Origin of the sequence: Aeromonas sp. 9A (genome assembly GCF_963900955.1) — a bacterium.
In the GTDB taxonomy this organism is placed as follows: domain Bacteria; phylum Pseudomonadota; class Gammaproteobacteria; order Enterobacterales; family Aeromonadaceae; genus Aeromonas; species Aeromonas salmonicida.
Map to the genome: position 1 here is coordinate 2,870,798 of NZ_CAWRFG010000001.1, position 22,158 is coordinate 2,892,955.

The window sequence follows — 22,158 nt, forward strand, 5'->3', positions numbered from 1 at the left end:
GCTATCTTATTGTTATTGCTAAGCTACGACTGGCACCTTACCGGTTAACAGGTCTCTCATCAAGCCAGTTTTTTGAGCCTGAAGCTTCATTAGGTTCGCCGATTCAGCAGCGATGTTGTCATCCAGAGCGTCGATTCGTTCAACTATCAGATCTTGTTCGTGAGGATCACCTGGACAGCAGATTTCAACCCGTTGCAGATTTGTCGGATTGATATTCACTTGTTGAACTGCTGGTGTGGCGAAGGCTCGAAGCGCGTTCTGAGAAGACACTTGGCTCATCCAATGTGCAAAGTATGCTGGCCTTAGCTGGTCTTCATGTAAGTTGAGGCGAACCAAATATGATGCAAATGAACACTCCCCCAGCTCTCCTCGCCATAAAGCGGTTTTACCAACATGCTCCATTGAATTGGTTCGATTGTAGAGCACATCGCCTTTCCTGAGCTTCAATCGATACGCATCAGGATCTTTCGTGTACTTTAAATCACTTACATCAAAGCGGTTGCTTTGTATGTTATTCATACGAAGCACAGGAATACCGGTCATATCCTCGTCCAAACTTGTCGAGATGCCATATTCTGCAGCCCGAACAAACCTTTTGAGTAAACCATGCACCCACCCCTTAGGGGCTGGCCCCAATGGAGTGTGATAGTAAAATTCCGGGGCATCTTGAAAACTTGGGCGAAGATGACCAGTGGCAGTATCAATCCCGCGACTAAACAAATCTGCCATCATCCCCTGCTTGATTGCATTCAACTTATCAATAGATGCAATGGCAATTTGAATATATCTATCTAAGTCCCCTAAAATCTCTGCGATCTTAGCTCGTTTTTCCTTGGGGGCAATTGGCAATATAATTGATTCAATATCACTATTTTTAAGGTTATTAATTGCGCTACCAGCGAGCAGAATGTCAATTGAATGCTGATACTCCAGAGATTGAAAAAGATACCTGACATAACCAACATCATCTTCACAAAAACAACGAAATATAGAGCAGAAAGCACCAACTGTTAACGTTGTTGGATAACTACCATCGTATACTCCACTTTTGCCAACAAGCTGACGGCTACCATTCGACATACATACAGCGATGTCACCTTTATTTAGAACTTGTTGCTCCGAAACAATAGATGTAGGCACAATCTGGATATCTTCAAAGTTTAAGTAACTTCCTTGAATATTATTTGAACGAAGAAGTACAACAGAGTATTCATCCACTGTGGTTCGTAAGTCGTCTGGTTTGTATGAAACACCACGAAAACCACGGACTAACTCACCTAGTCGACCTAATGGATACGTTTGACCACACTGATTACTCATACCCTAGCTCCTGCAAATATTCAGCCAGTTGTAAAGCGGCTACATTACGCTGGTCAGTGATAGTCTTGGCCGTCATCTGATATTTACGATGCAGATTTTCAATGGCGGCAATCCTCCCCAACAGCAGGGAACGCACATAACCCTGATAGTTAGAATCCAACTCGCTCTTAAAGCGAACCAGGATAAGACTCTTGGCCTCGTCTGGAGTAATGGACTCGCGAGCTGCCTGCAAGAGCTGATCCCGTAACCGTTCGGTCTCTTTGATCTCTGCCTTAAGGGTTTTGAGCTCAACTTCCACCGACTTGTCGGCAACCAGAGCTTGCTCAATTTCGGTCAATCGTTGCACTGCTTGCTGGCCTTGGGTAGCAAGGTTGGTGATCAACGTCTGGTTGCTCAGGGTCAGACCATGCTGGGCAGCCAACGCCAGGATCTCTGAATAGACGACAAAGTTCAGCTCCTTGGCAGTCAGCCCTTGATGGTAGTCACTGGCCTTGCTGCTCTTGGGAATGGAGACTACAGCGGCAAGCTCGGAAAAGGCATCCTTGATCTGGTACTTCAGGGTCTGCAGGCAGGTCGTGACAACAGACTTATGCTCTTTCAGCTCATCTTTCAGCTGGCTGGCATAGGCAGCAGGGAGTACTGGGTTATCTTCAGAGGGCTCGTAATCGTCCTCTGCTGCGGCATCAAGCCACCCTTGTAACTCGTTGATCCGTGCCTGCTTGTCAGCCAACTCTTCCACTATGTCGCTACACTGGCTGGCAAACAGCACTTCATCCGGGATCAATTCGGCATTCCAACCGCTGGCTGCCACTGACTTGAGATCGGCTTCTAGCGTCTTGAACCAGTCAGCCAGCGCCCCCCGTACCTTATAGGTATCCAGCAGGTTCACCGGTAACAGATGCTGCTCAATGGCGTTGAGGGTATGGCGACGCAGTGAGAAGACGCCACTCTCCCCCAACTTGTGATCACCCAGGGCGGCAAAGGCGGGCAACTCGTTCTGCCACCAGCGGTCCACTGCCTGTTGGAACTGCTGGTGCTTAGCCAATACAGTGGGGAACTGTTCAATATGGGGCTTGATGGCTGACAGCGACGCGAATTGCTCAGAAAAATCGAGATAACGCTGACAGTTAGTTCGAGGCACAAACAGGCTTTCTTGCAAACCGGGATAATCCAACCAAGTGGTTGCTAATCCGCCAACTTCATCGGCCGGGATGCCGCCGTTTAGATGAGCCCGCACGTCTTGCGGCTCAGGAGCCGGGCTATTGTCCACATAACGGCGGATATTGAAGTTGAAATCCTCTTCGGCCAGCTTAGTCACGCTGACTCGCTGGGCATATCCCTTGATATCAGCCGCGTCAGGGTCTGCTAGCATAGAGCGATAGACACGGGTGATCTTCTCGATATCTTCCGGTCGCAGGCTATTCTGGGCTTTACCCTCGCGATATTCCCGATCGGCGTTAATAAAGAGCACCGAATCTCGTTCGGCTGCCCCTGCCTTGTTGATCACCAGTACACAGGCCGGAATGCCGGTGCCATAGAATAGCCCAGCAGGCAGACCAATGACCGCCTCCAGAATGCCTTTCTCGACAAAGTGCTTGCGGCATGCTCGTTCCTCCGCGCCTCGGAACAGTACCCCATGGGGCATGACCACCGCCATTTTGCCGTTGGCCTTGAGTGATGCCACCATATGCTGAACGAACATCAGATCGGCCTTCTTGCCCCCTTCCGGCATAAAAACATCAAACCGACTCTTGAGCTTCATGCCGGTCTTTTTGTAGTTCTGGGAGAAGGGAGGGTTGGCAATCACCCGATCGAACGTTCGTACCTCGCCTGCCTCGGTGAGATGCAGTGGATTAGCCAGGGTGTCCCCATTCTCGATATCCGCCCCGCCCGAGCTGTGCAAGATCATGTTCATCTTGCAGATAGACCAGGTGCCACCGTTGTCTTCCTGACCGAACAGGTGAAGATTGCGGACATTGCCGCCAGACTCCTGCACATAGTTGCGGCTCTGGATCAGCATGCCGCCCGAGCCACAGGTGGGGTCGTAGATCTCCATCCCTTCCTGAGGTTCCAGGATTTCGACCAGCAGGCGAACCACTTCGGCCGGGGTGTAGAACTCGCCCCCTTTCTTACCTGCACTGTCAGCGAAGTACTTGATCAGGTATTCGTAAGCGGCCCCCAACAGATCGGGGAACTCGAAGTCATCGTTGGAGAGCGGGATCTGGTCAAAGTGCTGGATAAAATCGATCAGCCGGGCATCTGGTATCGGCTTGTTACCAACTGGACGGTCAAAGTGGATGTGTTTGAGTACCCCCTGCAGGCCTTTGCTGGTGTTCTCCTCCTCCAACGCTGCCAGCGCCTTGTTGAGGCCCGAACCGACGTTCTCCTTCAGGTGTTTTAGGCTATCCCAGTGGGCCGCCTTGGGCACAAAAAAGTCAAACTGGTCGGGGTCGCTAAGCAGCGCCTCGATATCGTCAGCATCCAGCCCTTCAGCCTTGAGCTGCTTGACTTTGTCGGCGTAATCCTTGTCGAATTGGTCTGACATCCGCTTGAGGAACAAGATGCCGAAGATGTACTCCTTGTACTCGGAGGCATCCATCTTGCCACGCAGGATGTCGCAAGCCTTGAACAGCTCGCGGGAGAGTTTTGAGAGGGTAAGTTTAGCCATGATACAGGGGTCCATAGGCCAGCATCAGACGGCACCAAAGTGGCCTGACTGGCGGTAACTGCAGAGAATGGCGTTAACCTACCACGATGATGAGATTGAGGAAAATCGAATCTGCCGCGATTGGTGCTTGACGTGGAAATCGACGCTGAATGGATCTTTTCTCCACCTTTGCCTTGCGGGGATACTGAAAAATTTATTGGGCTGAAATCGCGATTTAGGTGGCCGTTATAGGCTATGCCAATGGGCTTGGAGTTGGCTCATTGTGAAAGAGGACTTTGATTCAGACTGAAACAGAGCTAGCTGTATAGCTCTGCTAATTTTGGAACGAGCCCTTTTTCCCGCCATCAAAAGGAAAGGGCTCGTTTTGTATGGTTAATCTGCTAAAACTTCTGTTTTTTAAAGAACTTTTCTATGTAAATTTTTCTGTAGAAAAGCTCTTATAAATACCAATATTTCAGCAGTTCCGGCATGCCTACTCGACCTGTCCCAGATGGCTTTCCCATACCGGCTCCCATTTCTTTTGTTCGGGGGCATTGTCGCGAGCCTGCCAGAACTGGCTGATAGAGTGAGCCAGGTTGGCGGCCACGGCGTGATCACCGTCTCGGCGGCACACCAGATAGTGGGCCAGCCAGTTTTGATACTGCTTCACGCTGCGGCCTCCTCATCCGCTTCCACCGTCTCAATGCCACGGGGGACGAAGAAGTTGTTGCTGCGGAGCATGGTGTTGGCCTGAGCGTGGAGCGTGGCGTGCTTGAGCTCCTTCGAGCTGAAATCATGCATGAAATAGTTGAAGAACGCGTCAACAACTCGTGGAACCCGCATCGACTCATCGAAATATTTGACCCGCTTGGCGGCTTGAACAGTCTTGCTGTTATAACGCTGCCACATCACGATGTCATCAGCATCCTTGCCCACCTGCTCAAGCCAGCTCCACCGCTCCTTGAGCTCATCGCGTTCACTACCACGAGCAACCTCGAGACGAACCCCGTAGTCAAACAGCTTTTCTCCCAGCCAGATGCAGTAACAGTTCATATGCCGTTCGAAACCTGCCGGAGTCGGGTCGACCCAACCGGCCCACTTTTGGTAATAGTCGCTGAAATCCTGCACTGAGCGTCCCGCCAAGTTGTCCAGCATAACGAAGTAGCTCGCCACATATGGGTCTTTCTTGTTCAGAGTTCGGAAGTTGGGGAACGGCACCTGAGCTTGACGAGCGGTATCAAACATCTTTCTAAGCGGCACCCGACAAAGCTCGGCACTGGGCCGCTGTTCGTTGGGCAGCAAGCCCCCAGTAACATCTTCGCTGATGCCAGGACAGAGTTCCTCCCGCCAACCAGATTTGAGCGGCCCAAGGGGCAGCAGTGGGCGATAGTCTCGCCGCTCGTGGGCAGCCACCAGATGCAGGGCTCGCTTGACGGCTGGGTGAAGGGGCTTGTTATAGTCAATTACCTTGGCGCCCGCCACCACGCCCAACGGCACAGCAGCCGGGTTTTTGGTCACCAGACCTGCCCAGTCAGATACCTCCGCAACGGTGTCCCCCATATCGAGCAGGCTACGCCGTGAACTGTCGAAGAAGCCCGCGAAGATCACCTCGACCTTGCTCTCCTCGTAACGGTTCTCGTTGCCCACCTTGGTACAGACTGACTCCAGCAGCTCCTCAATAAAGCGGCGGGCCAGAGCCGCCCCCAGATCGGCCCCGAAAACTGACACCTGGATCAACTTGATGGGAAGCTGGTTAAGCTTCTTCACATCAGAAACGGCCAGTTTGAAATTGTTCTTGGCATAATCGACCCTGGCATCCACCCCGGTCATCAGCAGGTCAGCGACCAACGGATTATCCCGGATGGGAGCTACGGCTTCGACCAGTGCTCGCTTTGCCGCATTTTTGGCCGTTGAGACGGATGCCTCGAAACTGCTTTTCAGGGTCAGCATGTCGCCGAGCTTATTGGTCAAGACCTTGCTCCAATCCCCCTTGACGGCATCAACCACGGTTTCTTTGCCCTGCTCAATCAAGGCGTCACCATAGTCCCCTGCCAACGCCTTCTGCCTTGCATCCAGAATGCTGTCCAGTCGCTCAGAGGTCGTATCGTTGAGCTCTGTGCCCAAGCCGGGAATGTAAACCTTGGCGTATGAATAAGACGATGTGAGTGGAGCCTTTACCTCTAGCGGATGGGCTCGAAACAGACGTCCCACATTGGTCAGCCGCCGGATCTCTTCATCTGTGTAGATATTCCGCTTGGTTCCATCGAAGAAGAAACCAATCTGCAACGCCAGCGAGCAGGTGCCGATCCCCGCCTGATGCAGGCTCTCTTCCCGATCAATACGACACTTCTGGTCATCCCTATCCACCATCACTATTTCCTCGTCCGATAGGTATCAACAATGCTATCCAGCTCAACCGGGCAGCTATGGGCCCAACGAATCATCGGGGTATTGTCAGGCAGCATCAGTACACAGAAATCATCTTGCCCCTTCTCCCGCTTGGGCATGGGCAGGGTGACCGAGTGTTTTTCTGGCCGCAGCCCTTCCTTGTCCAATTGGTCCCGCGTGGTGCTCAGCAACCAGTCAATTTTTACAGTATCACCATCGATCTTATAGGGGCCTGCACGTCCACCCCCGCCAGCACCGAATCCATCAAACGCAAATGTGTTGCTACCCATCTTGCCATTGACATAGACGTAACTGATTGGGCGATCAATCACCGACATGAGCACGATAGAGGCCCCGCCATGTCGCTCCTGCACCAGAAACGTCCATCCCAGCCAAAGCACCAGCATAATGGCACTCAGCCAGCGTCCCCAGCGGGGCATCAAGTCCCACGCGGCTGTGGCCATCGTGGAGATGAATCGTGTCAGACTTCTTTCTACTGTCATGCTTGTCTCTTCTGTTCTTCCAGGGCTGAACGCCCACCTTCCAGATAGGCCAATCCCCAGTGCACGAGCTGGGCGTCGGTTGCCCCTGCCTGCTTGGCCTTGTCGAGTGCTTTACGCACCATGGCCATCCGCTCACAAGGAGGAAACTGAGCGATGTTCTCCCCTGACAGCCAAAGGGCCAGCAGACGATGGGCTTGCGGTGAGCCCTCCAGCGCCTGATAGAGTGCCGGGGTCAGTTGTACCAGCTCAGGCGCTGCCGGAGGGATAGAGAGGGCCAGCTCACGCCAATCGCCATTGCACTCTCGCAACCACCAGCGATTGATGTCGCCAAATAGGCCACCAAGCCAGGGGGCATCCTGCTGATCAAGCAACAACGGCAAGGCGTCAGGGGTATAGAACCGCAGCAGCATACTGTACTTGCCGCTTGGTTCTATCACTCTTGCCCCAAGCGCCAACTGCTCTTGCAGGGCTTCCACAGTTCGATCGCTGTCAATCAGCCCGACCACATGCCGTTGCTCGGCGAGGTCGGCAAGCAAGCCTTCATCCTGTTGTGAGCACTGCCAGAGCCAAGGGCCAAGATTGACCAGCTCAAACAGGTCATCGTGCAGATAGAGCGGCAAAAACCGCCCCACACTCAGTCTCTCTCGTTGCTCGGCACTGAGGTGGGCGGCTTCGAGAAGTGCTACCGTCTTTCCTTCACGCCAGATTGATCCAGGTAGCATCTTACTCTCCCTTCACCACGGCATCGCCCTGAGCCATGGCTCTGAGCATGCAAGGAATGCAGACCGGTTTTTCAAGGGGCGGCATGGCCTTAAACAACGGTGGCTTGGGTGGGGCTACGACCTCCACCACACCGGGCAGGCTCGGCATTTGACCCGCCCAACCAGAGCCAGATCCCGGACTGCCGCCAGAGTTCATCTTGATGCTGGGACCAACCAGCGTCACCCCACTGGGGTCCACCTTCACAAAGCTGCTGCCAACCTTGAGAGTCAGCTCGGCACCGGCCTCCAGCACAATTTTGTTACCTGATTTCAGGTGCACCTCTTGCCCGGCCTCAACCAGCAGGGATTGGCCCAGTTTCTGATGCAGGGAAGCATCTACGGTCAGCGAATAGTCCGCCTTGATGTGGTCCCGCTTCTCACCCTCGACTGTCAGGTGGTCGTTGGCCTTAATGCGGGTGACTCGCTCATTGTCGATGTCCCGATGCTCGTCATGCTTGATGTGCCAGGCGGCATCATTTTCGATGAGTACGTTCAGGTCTTTCTGACCGTGGATGTAGATCTCTTCCTGTCCCGCTTGGTCTTCGAAACGCAACTCGTTGAAGCCCTCGCCCTGATGGGTCTCGGTACGCAGCACGGTACGGGTCTTGTTGGCGGGTAGCTCGTAAGGTGGCCGGTTGGTGGCGTGATAAGTACGGCCCGTGACGATGGGCTGGTCGGGGTCTCCTTCCAGGAACTCGACAATCACCTCATGGCCGATACGTGGGATAGCCATCATACCGTATTGACCACCGGCCCACCCCTGACTGACCCGAACCCAGCAGGAGCTTTGGTCGTTGCCATCACTGTAGCGGTCCCACGGGAACTGCAGCTTCACCCGGCCATGTTCGTCGCAGTATATCTCCTCGCCGTCGGGACCTACCACGCGAGCAATTTGGGGACCATCCACCATGGGTTTGTGAGGCATCAGGGCTCGCCAGGGACGGTCAGCCTTGACCACCTGAAAATCGTTGGAGTAGACCGTCGGCTCACTCCCCCCCTCTTCTTCAAGAGCCTGAGGCTGCTTGCCAGTGTGGGTAATCTTCACCACCTGCCAACCGGTGTTGAGCGCCGGATTTCGGTGCTCGCTCAAGGTAAATGTCTGACCGGGCATCAGTGCCGCCGAATTGGAGCGACCCTGCCCACGGGCAGCATCAGCCCGAAGGGCATCCAACCGATGTTGGGTAAACGCCTTGCCACCCGGATCCTGCTTGAAACGACCGGGATAATCGAAGTGTTGGTAGGTATCCCGCTGGTGCGTCAAGTCATTGCCCTGTTTCTGATGATCCAAGGCATATGCGGGGGTTTTGAAGCTGTAATCCTTGAGCATGACATCACTGGGGCGAACCGCTTCCTGATAGCGGAAGCTGCGAACAAAAGCCCCCTCAGACAGGGTCTGATTGGCCGTATTGAAGAACAGCTCAGGCCCCTTGAGCAGAGCGGCAGGGTCGTCCGCAAACACCACCCTGTGCTTACCTTGCTCGAACTCGTGGAAGTAGAACAGCCCCTCTTCAGCGGCAAGCCGGTTGATGAAGTCGAGGTCGGTTTCGCGGTACTGGACGCAGTATTCCCGCTGGGCATGCTCGCTCTTGAGAGCAAAGGCATAGTCGGTGATGCCGTGCTCTTGCAGCAAGATACTGAGGATTTCATCTGGCTTCTGTGCCTGGAAGATGCGGGAGTTTTGACGAAGGCCCAGTCGCCATAGGGCCGGTTTAACCTCAAGACTGTAGCGAGTACGGCGAAAGCCGCTGTCCCCTTGAGCAAACTCGCTCACAACCCCACAGATCCGACGCTGTAGCTCACCGTTGTACCACACCAGCAGCTCGCACGGCTGGTCCAGCACATCAGCGAAATCGATGTCTGGCTGGTAGCTAGCCAGCTCAAGGGAGAGAGAGAAAGGGGCGTTCAGTTGTTCGTCGAGCTCAAACGCCGCGACCACAAACGTGTTGTCAGGGAGAGCCCCCACGGTTGCGGTAAATTGAAGTCCGGTTTGATTTGCCATCAGCAACTCCTTTGTGCTTTGCAATCAAGCCACGAGTAGCCGGATGGCAAAGCATAAAGTGGATACTCTCAAAAAACGACTCGATTGTACCTATGCGGAAGCGGCCAAAACAATCTCTCTTGGCCAAATGCGACATTTTCTGTCAAGAAATCAGCATAATCTGGCACGCTAAACTGCATATTCTTTTTGTACGGTTCATGGCGCCATAGTTATGAATATATTTCATATTTATGGATTTTGCGTTGTTCACAACGAAAACGCTAAATGGGCTCTTGGGGATGAAAAAAGAGGGGTTGTATTGCTTCTGCCGATCCGTATAGTCGGGGTTGTCGGCGGGCAGAAGCCCCCGCACACTGCACCTTGGCTCAACGTCAACAGCCTACGGGGGCCCCAATACCCGACCTGATTACCGCTGCTTGGAACACACTCACCTGATTTTAGTTCCAACAGCGGTCATCGAAGGATAGACACCATGTCTCAAACCCAACAAGTTGACCTTGAATTTGCCCTGGCCGATGCTGGCCACTCCCTGAATATCGACTTTGCTGCCATTAAAGAGCAGTTCCCCATTGTGAATGTCGCCTCAGCCCTGACCGGGCAAGATGTCAAGAAAGTCGGCTCCAACACCTATCGACTGGACGATGCCAGTTGCCCACTGTGCGGCCATAACGACTGCTTCACCCTCTATCCTGACGACGATAGCTTCCACTGCTTCAGTTGTGAGGAGAACGGAGATGTGTTCGACCTGATCGTCAAGTACGGTCAAGCCGACAAGGCGTCTGACGCCGCCCGTTTACTCCTGCTGGGCAAACTGTCAGTCACCCCAACCATCCGCAAGGTGGTGAAGCTGGAGCTGCCCGTCTACACGGCCCCACCCGCTCGCCTGCAGGAGCTCTTCAATCTGGCAGCCCGCCACTATCAGTCTCGTCTGGATGTAGATGAACTGATGGAACTTCGTGATCATTCTGAGGAGGTACTGGTGGAGCTGGATATCGGCTTCTCAGGTGGCCTGAACAAGGCACTGAGGGATGCCGGGTTCAGCCAAGAGGAACGGCTGGCCTCCGGTCTGGTCAAGCCCCGCAAGGATGCCCCTGACCAGCTTCGCGACTTCTTCCCGAGTGGCGTCTATGTGTTTCCGCACTTCGACCGCAACGGACAAGTCAGTCGCTTCACCTTCAAAGACCCGAGCAAGCAGCACCAATACCAACTGCCGAGCGCCTGCTGGCTTAACGGGGTTCAGTTCTATGGGGAGGAAAGCCTCAATGCTTCCGGCCCAGTTGCCCTGGTAGAGGGCGAGAATGACCGCCTATCGCTGGTGGATGCCGGGTGGCTGGGCCCTGTGCTGGCCACCATCGGGACGCTGTCACAAACCCAGTTGGAGTGGCTGGAGCGTGAGCTGGCTGACCGAGACGTCGTGACCTTCTTCGACACCGACGAAGCTGGCGACAAGTACCGCTCCAAGGTGGCTCGGCTCGGCCTCAAGCTGACTCAGGTCAAGCTGCCGGATAGCGTGAAGGACATTGACGAGTATCTGCACGGCGATAACCCGTTGCCCCTGCCGGAACTGGTGGCGGTATTCACCCAGGTTGAGCCTGTGGCTGAGCCCGAAGCCGTTCAGGACGACGATCAGCAGCCTGAAGTCGTCAAGGTCATGCCTCGTACAGCCATCTTTGAAAACGAGCTCAACGATTCGGCCAACGCCGAACGGTTTGTACAGATGCACGGACATAACCTGAAGTTCGTCCCTGAGTTAGGTGGCTTTATCCACTTTGATGGTACGCACTGGACCCAGAATGACTTGACGCCCATGACCCTTGCTCAAACCGTGGGCAAAGAGATCCAGGACATCGGGCAGGCGCTGATCAAGCAGGCGTGCAAGAAAGAGGAGCTGTCTTGGGCGTATACGGTGCTCAGACACGGTTCTAGCAGCCTTAACCGGGCAGGCATTCAGAACATGCTGGAGCTGGCCAAGCCGATGATGACGGCAAGACTGCACGAGCTGAATGCCAATCCGATGCTATTGGGCACGGCTAATGGTGTCATCGACCTTAAGACGGGTCGCCTGTTGGCACCGAGGCGGGCATTCATGATGACTCACCATAGCCCGGTAGCATATGATCCGGCGGCTACCTGCCCGCGATGGGAGCAGTTCATCAGTGAAATCACCTGCGGGGATAGCGAGTACGCCACCTACCTGCAACGCTGTGTCGGCTACTGGATCACCGGTCGAACTGACGAACAGCTGCTGTTCTTCCTCCACGGAGGCGGCTGCAACGGTAAGAGTACCTTCATGTCGGTCATTCAGCAGTTGCTGGGGGAGTTCAGTCGGCAGATCAGCAGTAACGTCTTGCTGTTCAACCGCAACGGTAGCAATGGGCCGAACCCGTCTCTGACCAAGCTGGTGGATGCCCGCCTCGTGGTTGCCAACGAGCTGCCAGAGGGGTCTCGTATGGATGAGAACCTGGTGAAAGCCATGACGGGGGATGATGTGATTGTTGCTCGTGCACCCTACGCCAAAAAGGAGATGGAGTTCCGTCCATGCTTCTCCCTGGTGATGGTGGGTAACCACAAGCCAGAGATCCGTGATACCAGCAATGGCATGTGGCGTCGGATGCTGATGTTGCCCTTCAACGCCTCTTTCACAAAGGCACAATTGGACCCGATGCTGATGGAGAAGCTGCGAGCCGAGATGCCTGGCATCCTGAATTGGGCCATCAAAGGCTGCCAGATGTGGCAGGAGCAGAGACTCAAGGCGTCAACGCCTGCTCGCCTCAAGGCTGACGTTGAAAGCTACCGTGCCGAGTCTGACCTGGTGGGTTGCTTCCTGGAAGAGTGCACTCATGCCAGAGAAGGAGCCCGAGTGCCGATGAGTGAGGTCTACGCGGCTTACGGCCGCTGGGCCCAGCAGAATGGCGAGTGGGTCATGAAGCAGCTCGCCCTCAAGAAGAAGCTGACGGAGAAGGGCTTTGTCACCACTCGTCACAACAACAAGGTCTCCCTTGTAGGATTGGTTCTGACCGACAACGAGATGGACAATCTGGCGGTCTCACCCCTCCAGGAACCACAATCAGAACCGGAAGCTAACTACATCGTGTAACCCAATGGGGGGGCCTGCGGGCCCCTCTGCTGTTTTTGATTTCCCTGCTTGCCCCGCCAACAAGAGGAAATGGCTCATTTCGAGTAGCCAATCTGCTGAAACTTAAGGATAAATAAGAACTTTTCTATATGAATTTCTTCCTAGAAAAATTTCTTAATATGCCAAAAAATCGGCAGAAACAGCAGATCCCATCCTTTCCTTTATCCGGCATAAGCAGACAACTACAGAGCCGCTTCAATCACCTCTTTGAGCTTTTCAACCGAGATGCCGCCACCATAACGGTCATAGCTGATCGCCCCGTTGGTATGCCCCAAGATGGCGGCGGCATACTGCAGCGGCACCCCGTGGTCTTTCAGGATTGTCGCCACGGTATGCCTCAGACTGTGGAAGTCCTTCGCGACCGGACGATGGCGGCTAAACCACTGTCCCCATAGGTGGCTGTATCCGTCCTGACGATGAGGTAACTCGGTGAAGAGTCGTCCACCTGCCCTGCCCGTCACAAACTCGATAAAACCAGCCTGGAGCAGGTGTCGGTGAAGGGGAATGAGACGAGCACTGTTGCATGTCTTGAGCTTCTGGTCTGGTCGTCCGCTGCGAATATTCAGGCACCATAGGCCGTCAACCTGCTGCACATCGTCAGCATAGAGCTGGCAGATCTCGTTGGCTCTGGCCCCTGTGAACAGGCCCAGCAGGGCTATCCACCTTCGGTGGGGCTCCTGCTGCTCAGCCCACCCGATAAACTGGCGTCGTTCTTCAGCAGTGTATCCACTTCGAGAGTTCACCTCCTTGACCCGCTGTAGCTTGAGCCCGGCGAAGTGGTTGACAACCCCCTCCTGATGATTAGCCAGCCAGCTAAACAACAGGGAGAGCTTCTGGAGGTACTTGTTGATGGTGGTCGGGCTCTTGCCGGAGTTCAGTAGCCCATCCTTGAACTTGACCACGTCGGCCTTACTGTAGCCAGCCACAGGGCGATCCCCTAGTGCCTCGATGAAGGAGCCGAGATAGTGCTTCTGATTCTTCCGCTCCTTGGGTGCCCAGGATAGGGCCTTCTCCTTCTGGTAGCGGTCACTCAAGACTGACAGGAGTGGAGCAAGCGGTTTAGCCGCCCGAGCCACCGGCTTGGTGCTCGACTGGCTTACTGGCGCCTCTGGGGCACCAACAGACGGCACGGTAGACGTCGGTCTGGACCGTACACAGGCAAGCAGCTGGGCAACTTTGTGGCGAGCACATAGTTTGTCGCGGGTACGCAGGGATTGTTTGATCTCTTTACGACGACCACAGGGGAGCGTGGTGACTTTCCGGTAGTACCAGATGCCGTGGGGACTGAGCCAGAGATTCATCGATAAGCTCCTTGTCGTCCACACAAAGTGGATGACCAAGGGCTCTTGGAGGCTAACTTATTGAATTGCAGAAACAGGTGGTGGCCCCACCAGCCACATCCCGGCACTCGAGTCCCCCACCTTGGCTGCTTCCTTCCGGATCTGACCAGGTCGACGGGTTATCAATGCGAGAGGACCAATGGGACCACCGGCGAGGAGAATAGCAAAGTCCCATTTCATTGCAATGGCTTTCTGCCAGCAGGCGTACCGTTTGCCTTATTTTTCAACAATCTGCCGAATGAGTCAGCTAAACAGCATGAATTTCGCCCCGACCAGCAACATCAGCAGGGCGAAGGCCTGCTTGAGCCGCTTGGGAGAAAGTCGATGTGCCAGCCTGGCGCCCACCCGAGCAAACTGGGTGCTGGTGAGCACTATGCCGAGCAGGGCGGGCAGATAGATGAAACCGACACTCCACTCGGGCAAGTCCGCATGGCCCCAACCGGCGTAGAGATAGCTGAGGCTGCCCGCCAGCGCTATGGGCATGCTGCAGGCCGCAGAGGCCGCAACCGCGTTGCGCATCGGTACACTGTTCCAGCAGAGATAAGGCACTGTCAGCGAGCCACCGCCTATGCCGAACAGTGCCGACATCCAGCCGATGAGGGTGCCCGCTATGCCGGTTCCCACTGGGCCGGGCAGATGGCGATCCGCCTTTGGCCTGAGGTTGAGCCCCATCTGCAATGCCATAGCCCAGGCGAAACAGCCGATGATGACATTGAGGGTGCTGGCACTGAGCTGGTTGGCGGTCATGCCACCGAGCCAGGCGCCAATCAGCATGCCGACCCCGAGGCGCCGTATCATCACCCAGTCAACCGCACCTGCCTCTTGGTGAGCCCGCAGCGAGCTGAAACCGGTGAAAATCATGGTGGGCAACGAGGTGCCAAGCGCCAGATGGGTGATGATGTCGGGCTCAAATCCCATGGCCCTGAAGCTCACCACCAGCACGGGCACTATGACAAGACCGCCGCCAATGCCGAACAGTCCCGCCAGCATGCCAGCAAACGCGCCCAGCAACAGATAACCCATAAACAGCATAAACATTCCTTCCCGAGGCAGCGCCATGGCCCCAAGGCCAACACGCGCATAAAAAAAGAGATGGCCCTTGGGCCATCTCTTCATTGTGCCGGTTAACTCAAGGGAATGGTACCGTCCATCACCTTGTAGAAGGCCAGCACAGCGCACCCGAGCAGGGCCGCCGTCATCCCCTGCTCCAGTCGGTTGAGGCCGCGCAGCCCGTGGTGTTGACGCGCCTTCCAGTAGATGAAGATGCCCGGGCTGTAGAGCAGCGCTACCAGCAGCAGATACTCCACACCGGCGGCATAGACCAGCCAGCAGCCATAAGTCGTGGCCACAAGTGCCAGCAGCAGGTCACGCTTGCGCTGATGGGGTTGACCCTCGTAGGTCTCTCCCTTCATTGCCAGCTTGAGGCCATAGGCACCGGAGAAGACGTAGGGCACCAGCGCCGCCGAGGTGGCGATGTTGACCAGCGCCAGATAGGTGCTGCTCTGGAAGTAGATGATGATCAGGAAGATCTGCACCAGACAGGTGGAACACCAGAGCGACACCTGCGGCGAGCCGTTCTTGTTCTCCTTGGCAAACCAGCTGGGGAAGACACCTGTCTTGCCGGCTATGTAAGGTACTTCCGCTGCCAGCACTGTCCAGCTAAGCAAGGCCCCCATCACGGAGATCACCAGACCTATGTTGATGAGCCAGGCGCCCCAGGGACCCAGCACTTTTTCAAGGATCATGGCGGTGGAGGGATTCTTGAGCTGGGCCAGTTCCGGCTGACTCATGACCCCCAGGGAGAACAGGGTCACCATGACATAGAGCGTCAGGGCGCCGAGCAGCGCCAGCACGGTGGCTCGGCCCACGTCCTTGCGGTGACGGGCACGGGCAGAGACCACCACAGCCCCTTCGATACCGATGAAGACCCAGAGCGTCACCTTCATGGTGGACTTGACCTGATCCATCACGGATCCCAGCGCCACGTTGTCGTGGCCCCAGATATCCAAGGTGAAAGTCTGCATGTTGAAGGCGAGCAGTATGGCGACGCAGAACACGATGAGCGGCACCATCTTGGCGATGGTGGTGATGATGTTCACCAGAGCGGCGACCTGGATCCCGCGCAGCACCAGCGCATGCACCGACCAGATCAGGATGGAGGCCAGTATGATGGCCACCGGCGTGTTGCCGTCACCGAAGATGACGTTGTCCGGCGTGTCAAAGAAGTAGCTCAGGGCGCTGAACACGACGATGGCATAGGAGACGTTGGCCAGCAGCTGACAGAGCCAGTAACCCCAGGCGGCGTTGAAACCGATGAAATCGCCGAAACCGGCCTTGGCGTAACTGAAGATACCGCCATCGAGATCCGGGCGGCGCATGGAAAGATTCTGGTAAACCAGCGCGAGGCAGATCATGCCCAGACCCGTGATGGCCCAACCCAGGGCAACGGCCCCGGCACTGGCATGAGCGGCAATATTTTGTGGCAGACTGAAGACCCCGGCGCCGACCATGGAGCCGATCACCAGCGAGATGAGGGCGCCAAGCCCTAGTTTCTTGTCCATCTCAATCCTGTTTGATTAGGCGGCGGCAGAGCGTCCGTATTCATACTGCGCGCAATATGGGAGGGGCGAAAAATCCGTACCCCGTGAAAAAGGCGGCAACTATATTGCATGACTATTCCGACCGCAATCCCTCGTACCGTCAATCATGCCCCGTCTTGACCGCGCGCAATTTTACAGTACTGACCCCGAGTGCCTGTGAGCTGGTTCAAATTAAGAAAGACCCGTTGATATTTCACATTTTTCCATGACCTGGCCCCCGTTTTTCCGGATCAGACCTGCATGGGCATGCAGATTGCAGCCTGGGTCGGCAGCATCGACTGCTGACAAACGTTTCAATAAAAATGCCCCTGTACCAGGGGCCAGGGGCATCTGCAAAAGGCAACCGGAATTTAGAGTCGCAAGCCGCCATCCAGCTCTATCATGCGCCCGGACAGATAGTCATTGGCGAGAATAAAATGCACGGTTTCGGCCAGCTGGTGCACCTGCCCCAGACTGCCGACCGGGATGGCCTGCTGCATGCGCGCCATCGCCTCCGGTTTCATCGCCGCCGTCATGTCGGTGGCAAACACGCCGGGGGCTATGCCCATGACCCGAATGCCGTGGCGAGCCAGCTCCCGCGCCCAGGTCACAACCAGCGAGGCCACCCCCGCCTTGCTGGCGGCATAGTTGCTCTGGCCTATGTTGCCCGCACGGGCGATGGAGGAGATGTTGACGATGACGCCCCCCTGCCCGCCCCTGGCCATCAGGGCCGCCCCTTCGCGACCACAGAGGAAGGTGCCGGTGAGGTTGACGTCGATGACGGCCTGCCACTGGGCCAGACTCATCTTCTCCACCAGTTCGCCCTCTTTCACCTTGATCAGCATGCCGTCCCGCAAGATCCCCGCGCAGTTGACGAGGCCATGCAGGGCGCCACATTGCTCTTTAATCGCGGCAAAGGTCGCCTCCACCTCGGCTTCGCTCGCCACGTTGCAGACGAACAGTGTGCATTGACCATCGCGACTGCGCACCTCGGCTTCGGTCACCTCCAAATCCGCACGATTCACATCGATCAACGCCAGTACGGCGCCCTGACTGGCCAGACTGAGGGCAATGGCCCGGCCGAGCCCCCGCCCCGCGCCCGTGACGGCGATGATCTTCTGCTTGATATCCATGGGTACTCCTTGCCAGTTTGTCTGGCCATACATGATTGAGTGAATGAGTTGAGAGCAGAGCACCCGAGATCAACCGGCTTTGGACTGATCCCGCATTTTATCCAGATAGAGCTCGACGATGCTGGAGAAATCCTTGCTCTCCTGGCCCTGACTTGCGTGCAGGTTGAACAGGTTGCGAGCCAGCGCCCCCATGGGGACGGCGCTGTGGGCATGTTCGGCCAGCGCCATGGCCAGTCCCAAATCTTTGACCATCAATCGGGTCATAAAGCCCCCCTGATAGTTGCGGGCGGCGGGCACGTTCTCCATCACACCAGGCCAGGGGTTGTAACGCTCCAGGCTCCAGTTGTTGCCCGAGCTCTTGCCCATGATGGTGGAGAGCACACTCGGATCCAGCCCCTCCTTCACCCCGAGCGCCAGCGCCTCGGCCGTGCCCGCCATGTGGATGGCGAGCAGCATGTTGTTGCACATCTTGGCGATCTGTCCCGCCCCCAGCGCCCCGGCATGGAACAGGTTCTGCCCCATGTGGGCCAGGATGGGGCTGGCCGCTTCGAAATCCGCCAGTTCACCCCCGACGATAAAGGTGAGGGTCCCTGCGCTCGCCCCCGCCACGCCACCCGAGACGGGGGCATCGACAAAGCGAATGCCCCGCACCTTCGCCGCTTCCCCCACCTGGCGGGCCGACGCCACATCTATGGTGGAGCAGTCGATCACCAGGGCTCCCGTTGGCAAGGCCGCCAGCAGATCCTGTCCGCCCCTCTCTCCAGCACTCTCGCCGAGCCAGAGCGCGCGTACATGCTCACCGGCGGGCAGCATGCTGATGACCACCTCGCAATCGGCCACCGCCTCGCGGGCATCCCCGGCGGCGATACAGCCAGCTGCAATCGCCTTGGCGACACTCTCCGGCATCAAGTCAAATACCCGGACCCCGTGCCCCGCCCTGGCCAAATTGGCGGCCATGGGCCCCCCCATGTTGCCCAGCCCGATAAATCCAATCCTTGTCATCTCGTTTGCTCCTTGCCGTGCTGGCTCTCCAGCAACCTGTGTCCGTTCATCCACCCTTACGCCTTCCCGTCGAAGACTCAAGGCGCCAGGGGATTATTCCCTTCGGGCCAGCGATAGAAGGCATCCAGCCAGTCAGTGCCGGCTTGCGGCGCCTGCCAGCGGGGGGACTTGTCCTTGTCGATGAGCAGTGCCCGTGCCCCTTCCACAAAATCCCCTTTCAACACGCAATTGACCGACAGCGCCAGCTCATCGGCAAACACCTCGGCCAGCGACTGGCGACGCGCCTGCCAATACTGGCGCCACAGAATGGCGCGGCTGATGGGACTGCCACCGCGACATGTTTCGCGGGCCTGCGCCAGGCTCCCTTCACCCAGATCGGGATCGAAGCTGGCATCAAACACGCTGTCCAGCACCCCTTGCAGGGTGCGCCCGACCAGCAGGGCGTCAATTGTGGTCCTGTGGGGCAAAAGCACAGGCGCCGGCAACTCTTTGTCTGCCTCTGCCTGCAAGCCCCTCAACAGCTGATCGATCTGCTCGCGGGGCGCCTGGCTGCAGCACCAGTCCAACCCGGCCAGGCGAGGCAACAAGGCTGCACGCTCACTGCTGGCGATGGCGTGATCCGCCAGCCCAAGGCCAATGGCATCCGCGCCGTTGAAACGGGCGCCGGTCAGACCGAGCCAGAGCCCGAGTCGCCCCGGCATCCGGCTTAAAAACCAGCTGGCCCCCACATCCGGATAGAGACCGATCGTCACCTCCGGCATGGCGAACAGGCTCTTCTCGGTCACCACCCGAAAATCGGCGCCGGCGAACAGGCCTATGCCCCCCCCCATGCAGATGCCATCCGCCACACAGATGAGGGGCTTGCCGTAGCGGTGGATATGGTGATCGAGCCGATACTCCTGCTCAAAGAAATCCCGCGCATAGCCAAACAGCGCCTGCTCGCTCTCCTCCTGTCTGCGGTAATAGAAGGAGCGGATGTCACCACCGGCGCAAAATGCCTTCTCGCCGGCCCCTTGCAATATCACGCAGACCACGCAGGGATCCTGCTCCCAACGCGTGAGCTCGCGCTGCAGAGCCTGGATCATCGGCAGGCTCAGGGCATTGAGAGACGCAGGGCTGTCCAGGGTCAAGACGCCGATATGATGGCCGTCCGCCGTGGGATGGGTCTCTATGCGTACCGATTCACTCATTCGTCACTCCATTGGATTTTTCATACTGCCAGCGGGGCGGGCGCTTCTCCAGGAAGGCCGCCACCCCTTCACGCTGGTTGGCGTCTGCAAACAGCTCGAGGAACAGGCTGCGCTCCAGCGGCAAGGCGGCATCACGAGGGCCGCTGCGCCCCTGATTGATAAGGGTCTTGCAGGCGCGCAGGGCGCTCGGGCTCTGACGCTCCACCAGCTGGGCCATCTGGTGCGCCGCGTCCCAGGCGTGACCTTCTTTGACCACCTCCTCCACCAGCCCCATCTCGTAGGCCAGGGTGGCACTGACTTTCTCGCCGCACAAGATCATGCGCTTGGCCCAGCCAGGCCCCACCAGCTCTGTGAGCCGCTGGGTGCCACCGGCGCAGGGCAGCAAGCCCACGGACGCTTCCGGCAACCCAAGCTTGGCTTGCAGCTCGGCGATGCGGATGTCGCAGGCCAGCGCCACTTCCAGCCCGCCGCCCATGGCGTAACCATTGATGGCGGCTATGCTGACGCCATGAAAACGGGCCAGCGCCTCGAAGGCATGACCAAAGGCCTCGGCTACCTCGCGAGCATGGTCCAGATCGCCATCGGCAAACATCTTGAGATCGGCGCCGGCGCAGAAGAACTTGTCCCCTGCCCCGCGGATCACCAAGGCCACCACATCGGGGCGACTGTCGAGCTCCACCATCATCTGCAAGAAGGCCTGCAAGCTGGCCAGGGTCCAGGTGTTGGCGGGCGGATGGTCGAGGGTGATATAGGCCACGTGACCGTGGTATTCGAGCCTGATCCTTGTCATTGCATTGTCCTTGTGAATGAGACTGCCCCATGATGACAGGGTTGAATGGAGCCAACCTTCGGCTGGCTCACAAAGCCTGATGACGTCTCGGAGGCAGATAATATGTTACGCCAGCCACAGGCCGGGCTTCGCCAGCAAGCGGCAGACGATGCACAATCCCATCACCTGCCTTGGCGCTCTCCAGGAAAAGCGGCGCCCCCCTTACTACAGTGACAGACCAGGATCCGCCAGCAGGCGACGGGCGATGATCAACCTCATCACCTCGTTGGTGCCTTCCAGAATGCGATGTACCCGGGTATCGCGCAGGTAGCGCTCAAGCGGATACTCGCGGATATAACCATAGCCGCCAAAGAGTTGCAGAGCCTCGTCACAGACGCGATAACCCACATCGGTGGCAAAACGCTTGGCCATGGCACACCAGGCGCTCTTGTCCGGACTGCCTCTGTCCAGCTTGTCGGCAGCCTGGCGTACCATCAACCGAGCCGCCGCCAGCTCGGTGGCCATGTCGGCGAGGCGAAACTGCACGCTCTGGAATTCGCTGATGGGGTGGCCAAACTGCTGGCGCTGCTGCACATAGCGCAGTGCATCGTCCAGCGCCTGCTGGGCGGTACCCACAGAGCAGGTAGCGATGTTGATGCGCCCACCATCCAGCGCCTGCATGGCGAACTTGAAGCCTTCCCCCTCCTGCCCCAACCGATAGTTGGCGGGAATGCGCACCCCGTTGAAGGCCACCTCCCGGGTCGGCTGACTGTTCCAGCCCATCTTCTCCTCCGCCTTGCCGTAGACAATCCCCTCACTATCGGCGGGCACCATGAAGGCGGAGATCCCCTTGGCCCCGTCGCCCCCGGTGCGAGCCATCACCACCAGCACATCCGTGCTGCCCGCCCCCGAGATGAACACCTTGCTGCCGTCGATGAGGTAGTCCTCGCCGTCACGCACCGCACAAGTCTTGAGGGCCGCCGCATCTGAGCCAGCACCGGGCTCGGTCAGGCAATAAGAGCCCAGCAGTTCGCCGCTGGCGAGTCTGGGCACCCACTCCTCGGCAACCGCGGCAGGCAGCCAGCTGCCCAGCATCCAGCTCACCATGTTGTGGATGGTCAGATAAGCCGTGGTGGAGGTGCAGCCCATGGCGAGACGCTCAAAAATCAGGCTGGCATCGAGCCGGGGCAGACCGAGCCCGCCGTACTGTTCCGGGGTATAGAGGCCGCAAAAGCCGAGCGCCGCCGCCTGCTTGATGGTGGGGATGGGAAACTCGTGATCTCTGTCCCAGCGGGCGGCATGGGGTTTGAACGCCTCATTGGCAAAGGCGGTGGCCGCCTCGACATAAGCCTGTTGATCCTCGGTCAGGGTAAAATCCATCTTGTCCGCTT

Annotated in this window: 16 protein-coding genes and 1 other RNA gene; 1 reads left to right on the forward strand and 16 read right to left on the reverse strand. The window is 57.1% G+C overall.

Features of this window, described 5'->3' with window-relative positions:
* Positions 1-18: 18 nt before the first annotated feature.
* The 7 genes from AACX78_RS13385 to AACX78_RS13415 all read right to left on the reverse strand — a co-directional run bounded on the left by AACX78_RS13385 (position 19) and on the right by AACX78_RS13415 (position 9,618).
* Positions 19-1,320 carry a restriction endonuclease subunit S gene (locus AACX78_RS13385; protein ID WP_159166484.1) on the reverse strand — a complete coding sequence of 434 codons (1,302 nt, stop codon included), beginning with the start codon at positions 1,318-1,320 and terminating at the stop codon, positions 19-21.
* Positions 1,313-3,988: a type I restriction-modification system subunit M gene (locus AACX78_RS13390; RefSeq protein WP_159166485.1), complete on the reverse strand. Its 2,676-nt coding sequence runs from the start codon at positions 3,986-3,988 to the stop codon at positions 1,313-1,315. The genes AACX78_RS13385 and AACX78_RS13390 overlap by 8 nt, the downstream gene beginning before the upstream one ends.
* Before the next feature lie 472 nt (positions 3,989-4,460).
* Positions 4,461-4,637, reverse strand: coding sequence for a hypothetical protein (locus AACX78_RS13395; RefSeq protein WP_201302855.1), 177 nt, complete (start codon positions 4,635-4,637; stop codon positions 4,461-4,463).
* A complete protein-coding gene (locus AACX78_RS13400) occupies positions 4,634-6,337 on the reverse strand; it encodes a DUF2235 domain-containing protein (protein WP_159166486.1) in 1,704 nt (567 codons plus the stop codon). The genes AACX78_RS13395 and AACX78_RS13400 overlap by 4 nt, the downstream gene beginning before the upstream one ends.
* 2 nt (positions 6,338-6,339) lie before the next feature.
* Positions 6,340-6,858 (reverse strand): hypothetical protein, encoded by a 519-nt coding sequence (locus AACX78_RS13405; RefSeq protein WP_159166487.1) that lies wholly within the window; start codon positions 6,856-6,858, stop codon positions 6,340-6,342.
* On the reverse strand, positions 6,855-7,580 hold the full coding sequence (locus AACX78_RS13410) for a DUF4123 domain-containing protein (protein WP_159166488.1): 726 nt from the start codon (positions 7,578-7,580) through the stop codon (positions 6,855-6,857). The genes AACX78_RS13405 and AACX78_RS13410 overlap by 4 nt, the downstream gene beginning before the upstream one ends.
* 1 nt (position 7,581) lies before the next feature.
* A complete protein-coding gene (locus tag AACX78_RS13415; RefSeq protein ID WP_159166489.1) occupies positions 7,582-9,618 on the reverse strand; it encodes a type VI secretion system Vgr family protein in 2,037 nt (678 codons plus the stop codon).
* Positions 9,619-10,090: 472 nt separating this feature from the next.
* Between AACX78_RS13415 and AACX78_RS13420 the strand changes: the two genes are divergently transcribed.
* Complete coding sequence (locus AACX78_RS13420; protein ID WP_159166490.1) at positions 10,091-12,715, forward strand: phage/plasmid primase, P4 family; 2,625 nt, start codon at positions 10,091-10,093, stop codon at positions 12,713-12,715.
* A gap of 221 nt (positions 12,716-12,936) precedes the next feature.
* Here the strand turns inward: AACX78_RS13420 and AACX78_RS13425 are convergent, their stop codons facing one another.
* The 9 genes from AACX78_RS13425 to AACX78_RS13465 form a co-directional block, all read right to left on the reverse strand.
* On the reverse strand, positions 12,937-14,055 hold the full coding sequence (locus AACX78_RS13425) for a site-specific integrase (RefSeq protein WP_159166491.1): 1,119 nt from the start codon (positions 14,053-14,055) through the stop codon (positions 12,937-12,939).
* A gap of 84 nt (positions 14,056-14,139) precedes the next feature.
* An RNA gene (gene ffs / locus AACX78_RS13430) (signal recognition particle sRNA small type) lies at positions 14,140-14,236 on the reverse strand.
* Between the two features lie 101 nt (positions 14,237-14,337).
* Positions 14,338-15,126: a sulfite exporter TauE/SafE family protein gene (locus AACX78_RS13435; RefSeq protein WP_159166492.1), complete on the reverse strand. Its 789-nt coding sequence runs from the start codon at positions 15,124-15,126 to the stop codon at positions 14,338-14,340.
* A gap of 92 nt (positions 15,127-15,218) precedes the next feature.
* A complete protein-coding gene (gene arcD / locus AACX78_RS13440; RefSeq protein ID WP_155603641.1) occupies positions 15,219-16,655 on the reverse strand; it encodes an arginine-ornithine antiporter in 1,437 nt (478 codons plus the stop codon).
* A gap of 389 nt (positions 16,656-17,044) precedes the next feature.
* Entirely contained in the window at positions 17,045-17,806 is a 762-nt protein-coding gene (locus AACX78_RS13445) for an SDR family oxidoreductase (protein WP_159166493.1), read from the reverse strand.
* Positions 17,807-17,875: 69 nt separating this feature from the next.
* Positions 17,876-18,808, reverse strand: a complete 933-nt coding sequence (gene mmsB, locus AACX78_RS13450; RefSeq protein ID WP_159166494.1) for a 3-hydroxyisobutyrate dehydrogenase — start codon at positions 18,806-18,808, stop codon at positions 17,876-17,878.
* A 77-nt stretch (positions 18,809-18,885) separates the two neighbouring features.
* Positions 18,886-19,998, reverse strand: a complete 1,113-nt coding sequence (locus AACX78_RS13455; RefSeq protein ID WP_159166495.1) for an enoyl-CoA hydratase/isomerase family protein — start codon at positions 19,996-19,998, stop codon at positions 18,886-18,888.
* Positions 19,991-20,788, reverse strand: coding sequence for an enoyl-CoA hydratase (locus AACX78_RS13460; protein WP_021140243.1), 798 nt, complete (start codon positions 20,786-20,788; stop codon positions 19,991-19,993). Before AACX78_RS13460 ends, AACX78_RS13455 begins: the two co-directional genes overlap by 8 nt.
* A gap of 204 nt (positions 20,789-20,992) precedes the next feature.
* A complete protein-coding gene (locus AACX78_RS13465; protein ID WP_159166496.1) occupies positions 20,993-22,147 on the reverse strand; it encodes an acyl-CoA dehydrogenase family protein in 1,155 nt (384 codons plus the stop codon).
* Between the last annotated feature and the right edge of the window lie 11 nt (positions 22,148-22,158).

What these genes read in the sequence shown, in the direction of transcription:
- AACX78_RS13445 (WP_159166493.1), bottom strand. Translation starts at nt 17,806, where the DNA reads ATGGATATCAAGCAGAAGATCATCGCCGTCACGGGCGCGGGGCGGGGG.
- AACX78_RS13410 (WP_159166488.1), bottom strand. Translation starts at nt 7,580, where the DNA reads ATGCTACCTGGATCAATCTGGCGTGAAGGAAAGACGGTAGCACTTCTC.
- AACX78_RS13465 (WP_159166496.1), bottom strand. Translation starts at nt 22,147, where the DNA reads ATGGATTTTACCCTGACCGAGGATCAACAGGCTTATGTCGAGGCGGCC.
- AACX78_RS13385 (WP_159166484.1), bottom strand. Translation starts at nt 1,320, where the DNA reads ATGAGTAATCAGTGTGGTCAAACGTATCCATTAGGTCGACTAGGTGAG.
- AACX78_RS13390 (WP_159166485.1), bottom strand. Translation starts at nt 3,988, where the DNA reads ATGGCTAAACTTACCCTCTCAAAACTCTCCCGCGAGCTGTTCAAGGCT.
- AACX78_RS13455 (WP_159166495.1), bottom strand. Translation starts at nt 19,998, where the DNA reads ATGAGTGAATCGGTACGCATAGAGACCCATCCCACGGCGGACGGCCAT.
- AACX78_RS13415 (WP_159166489.1), bottom strand. Translation starts at nt 9,618, where the DNA reads ATGGCAAATCAAACCGGACTTCAATTTACCGCAACCGTGGGGGCTCTC.
- mmsB (WP_159166494.1), bottom strand. Translation starts at nt 18,808, where the DNA reads ATGACAAGGATTGGATTTATCGGGCTGGGCAACATGGGGGGGCCCATG.
- AACX78_RS13425 (WP_159166491.1), bottom strand. Translation starts at nt 14,055, where the DNA reads ATGAATCTCTGGCTCAGTCCCCACGGCATCTGGTACTACCGGAAAGTC.
- AACX78_RS13460 (WP_021140243.1), bottom strand. Translation starts at nt 20,788, where the DNA reads ATGACAAGGATCAGGCTCGAATACCACGGTCACGTGGCCTATATCACC.
- AACX78_RS13400 (WP_159166486.1), bottom strand. Translation starts at nt 6,337, where the DNA reads ATGGTGGATAGGGATGACCAGAAGTGTCGTATTGATCGGGAAGAGAGC.
- arcD (WP_155603641.1), bottom strand. Translation starts at nt 16,655, where the DNA reads ATGGACAAGAAACTAGGGCTTGGCGCCCTCATCTCGCTGGTGATCGGC.
- AACX78_RS13405 (WP_159166487.1), bottom strand. Translation starts at nt 6,858, where the DNA reads ATGACAGTAGAAAGAAGTCTGACACGATTCATCTCCACGATGGCCACA.
- AACX78_RS13435 (WP_159166492.1), bottom strand. Translation starts at nt 15,126, where the DNA reads ATGCTGTTTATGGGTTATCTGTTGCTGGGCGCGTTTGCTGGCATGCTG.
- AACX78_RS13420 (WP_159166490.1), top strand. Translation starts at nt 10,091, where the DNA reads ATGTCTCAAACCCAACAAGTTGACCTTGAATTTGCCCTGGCCGATGCT.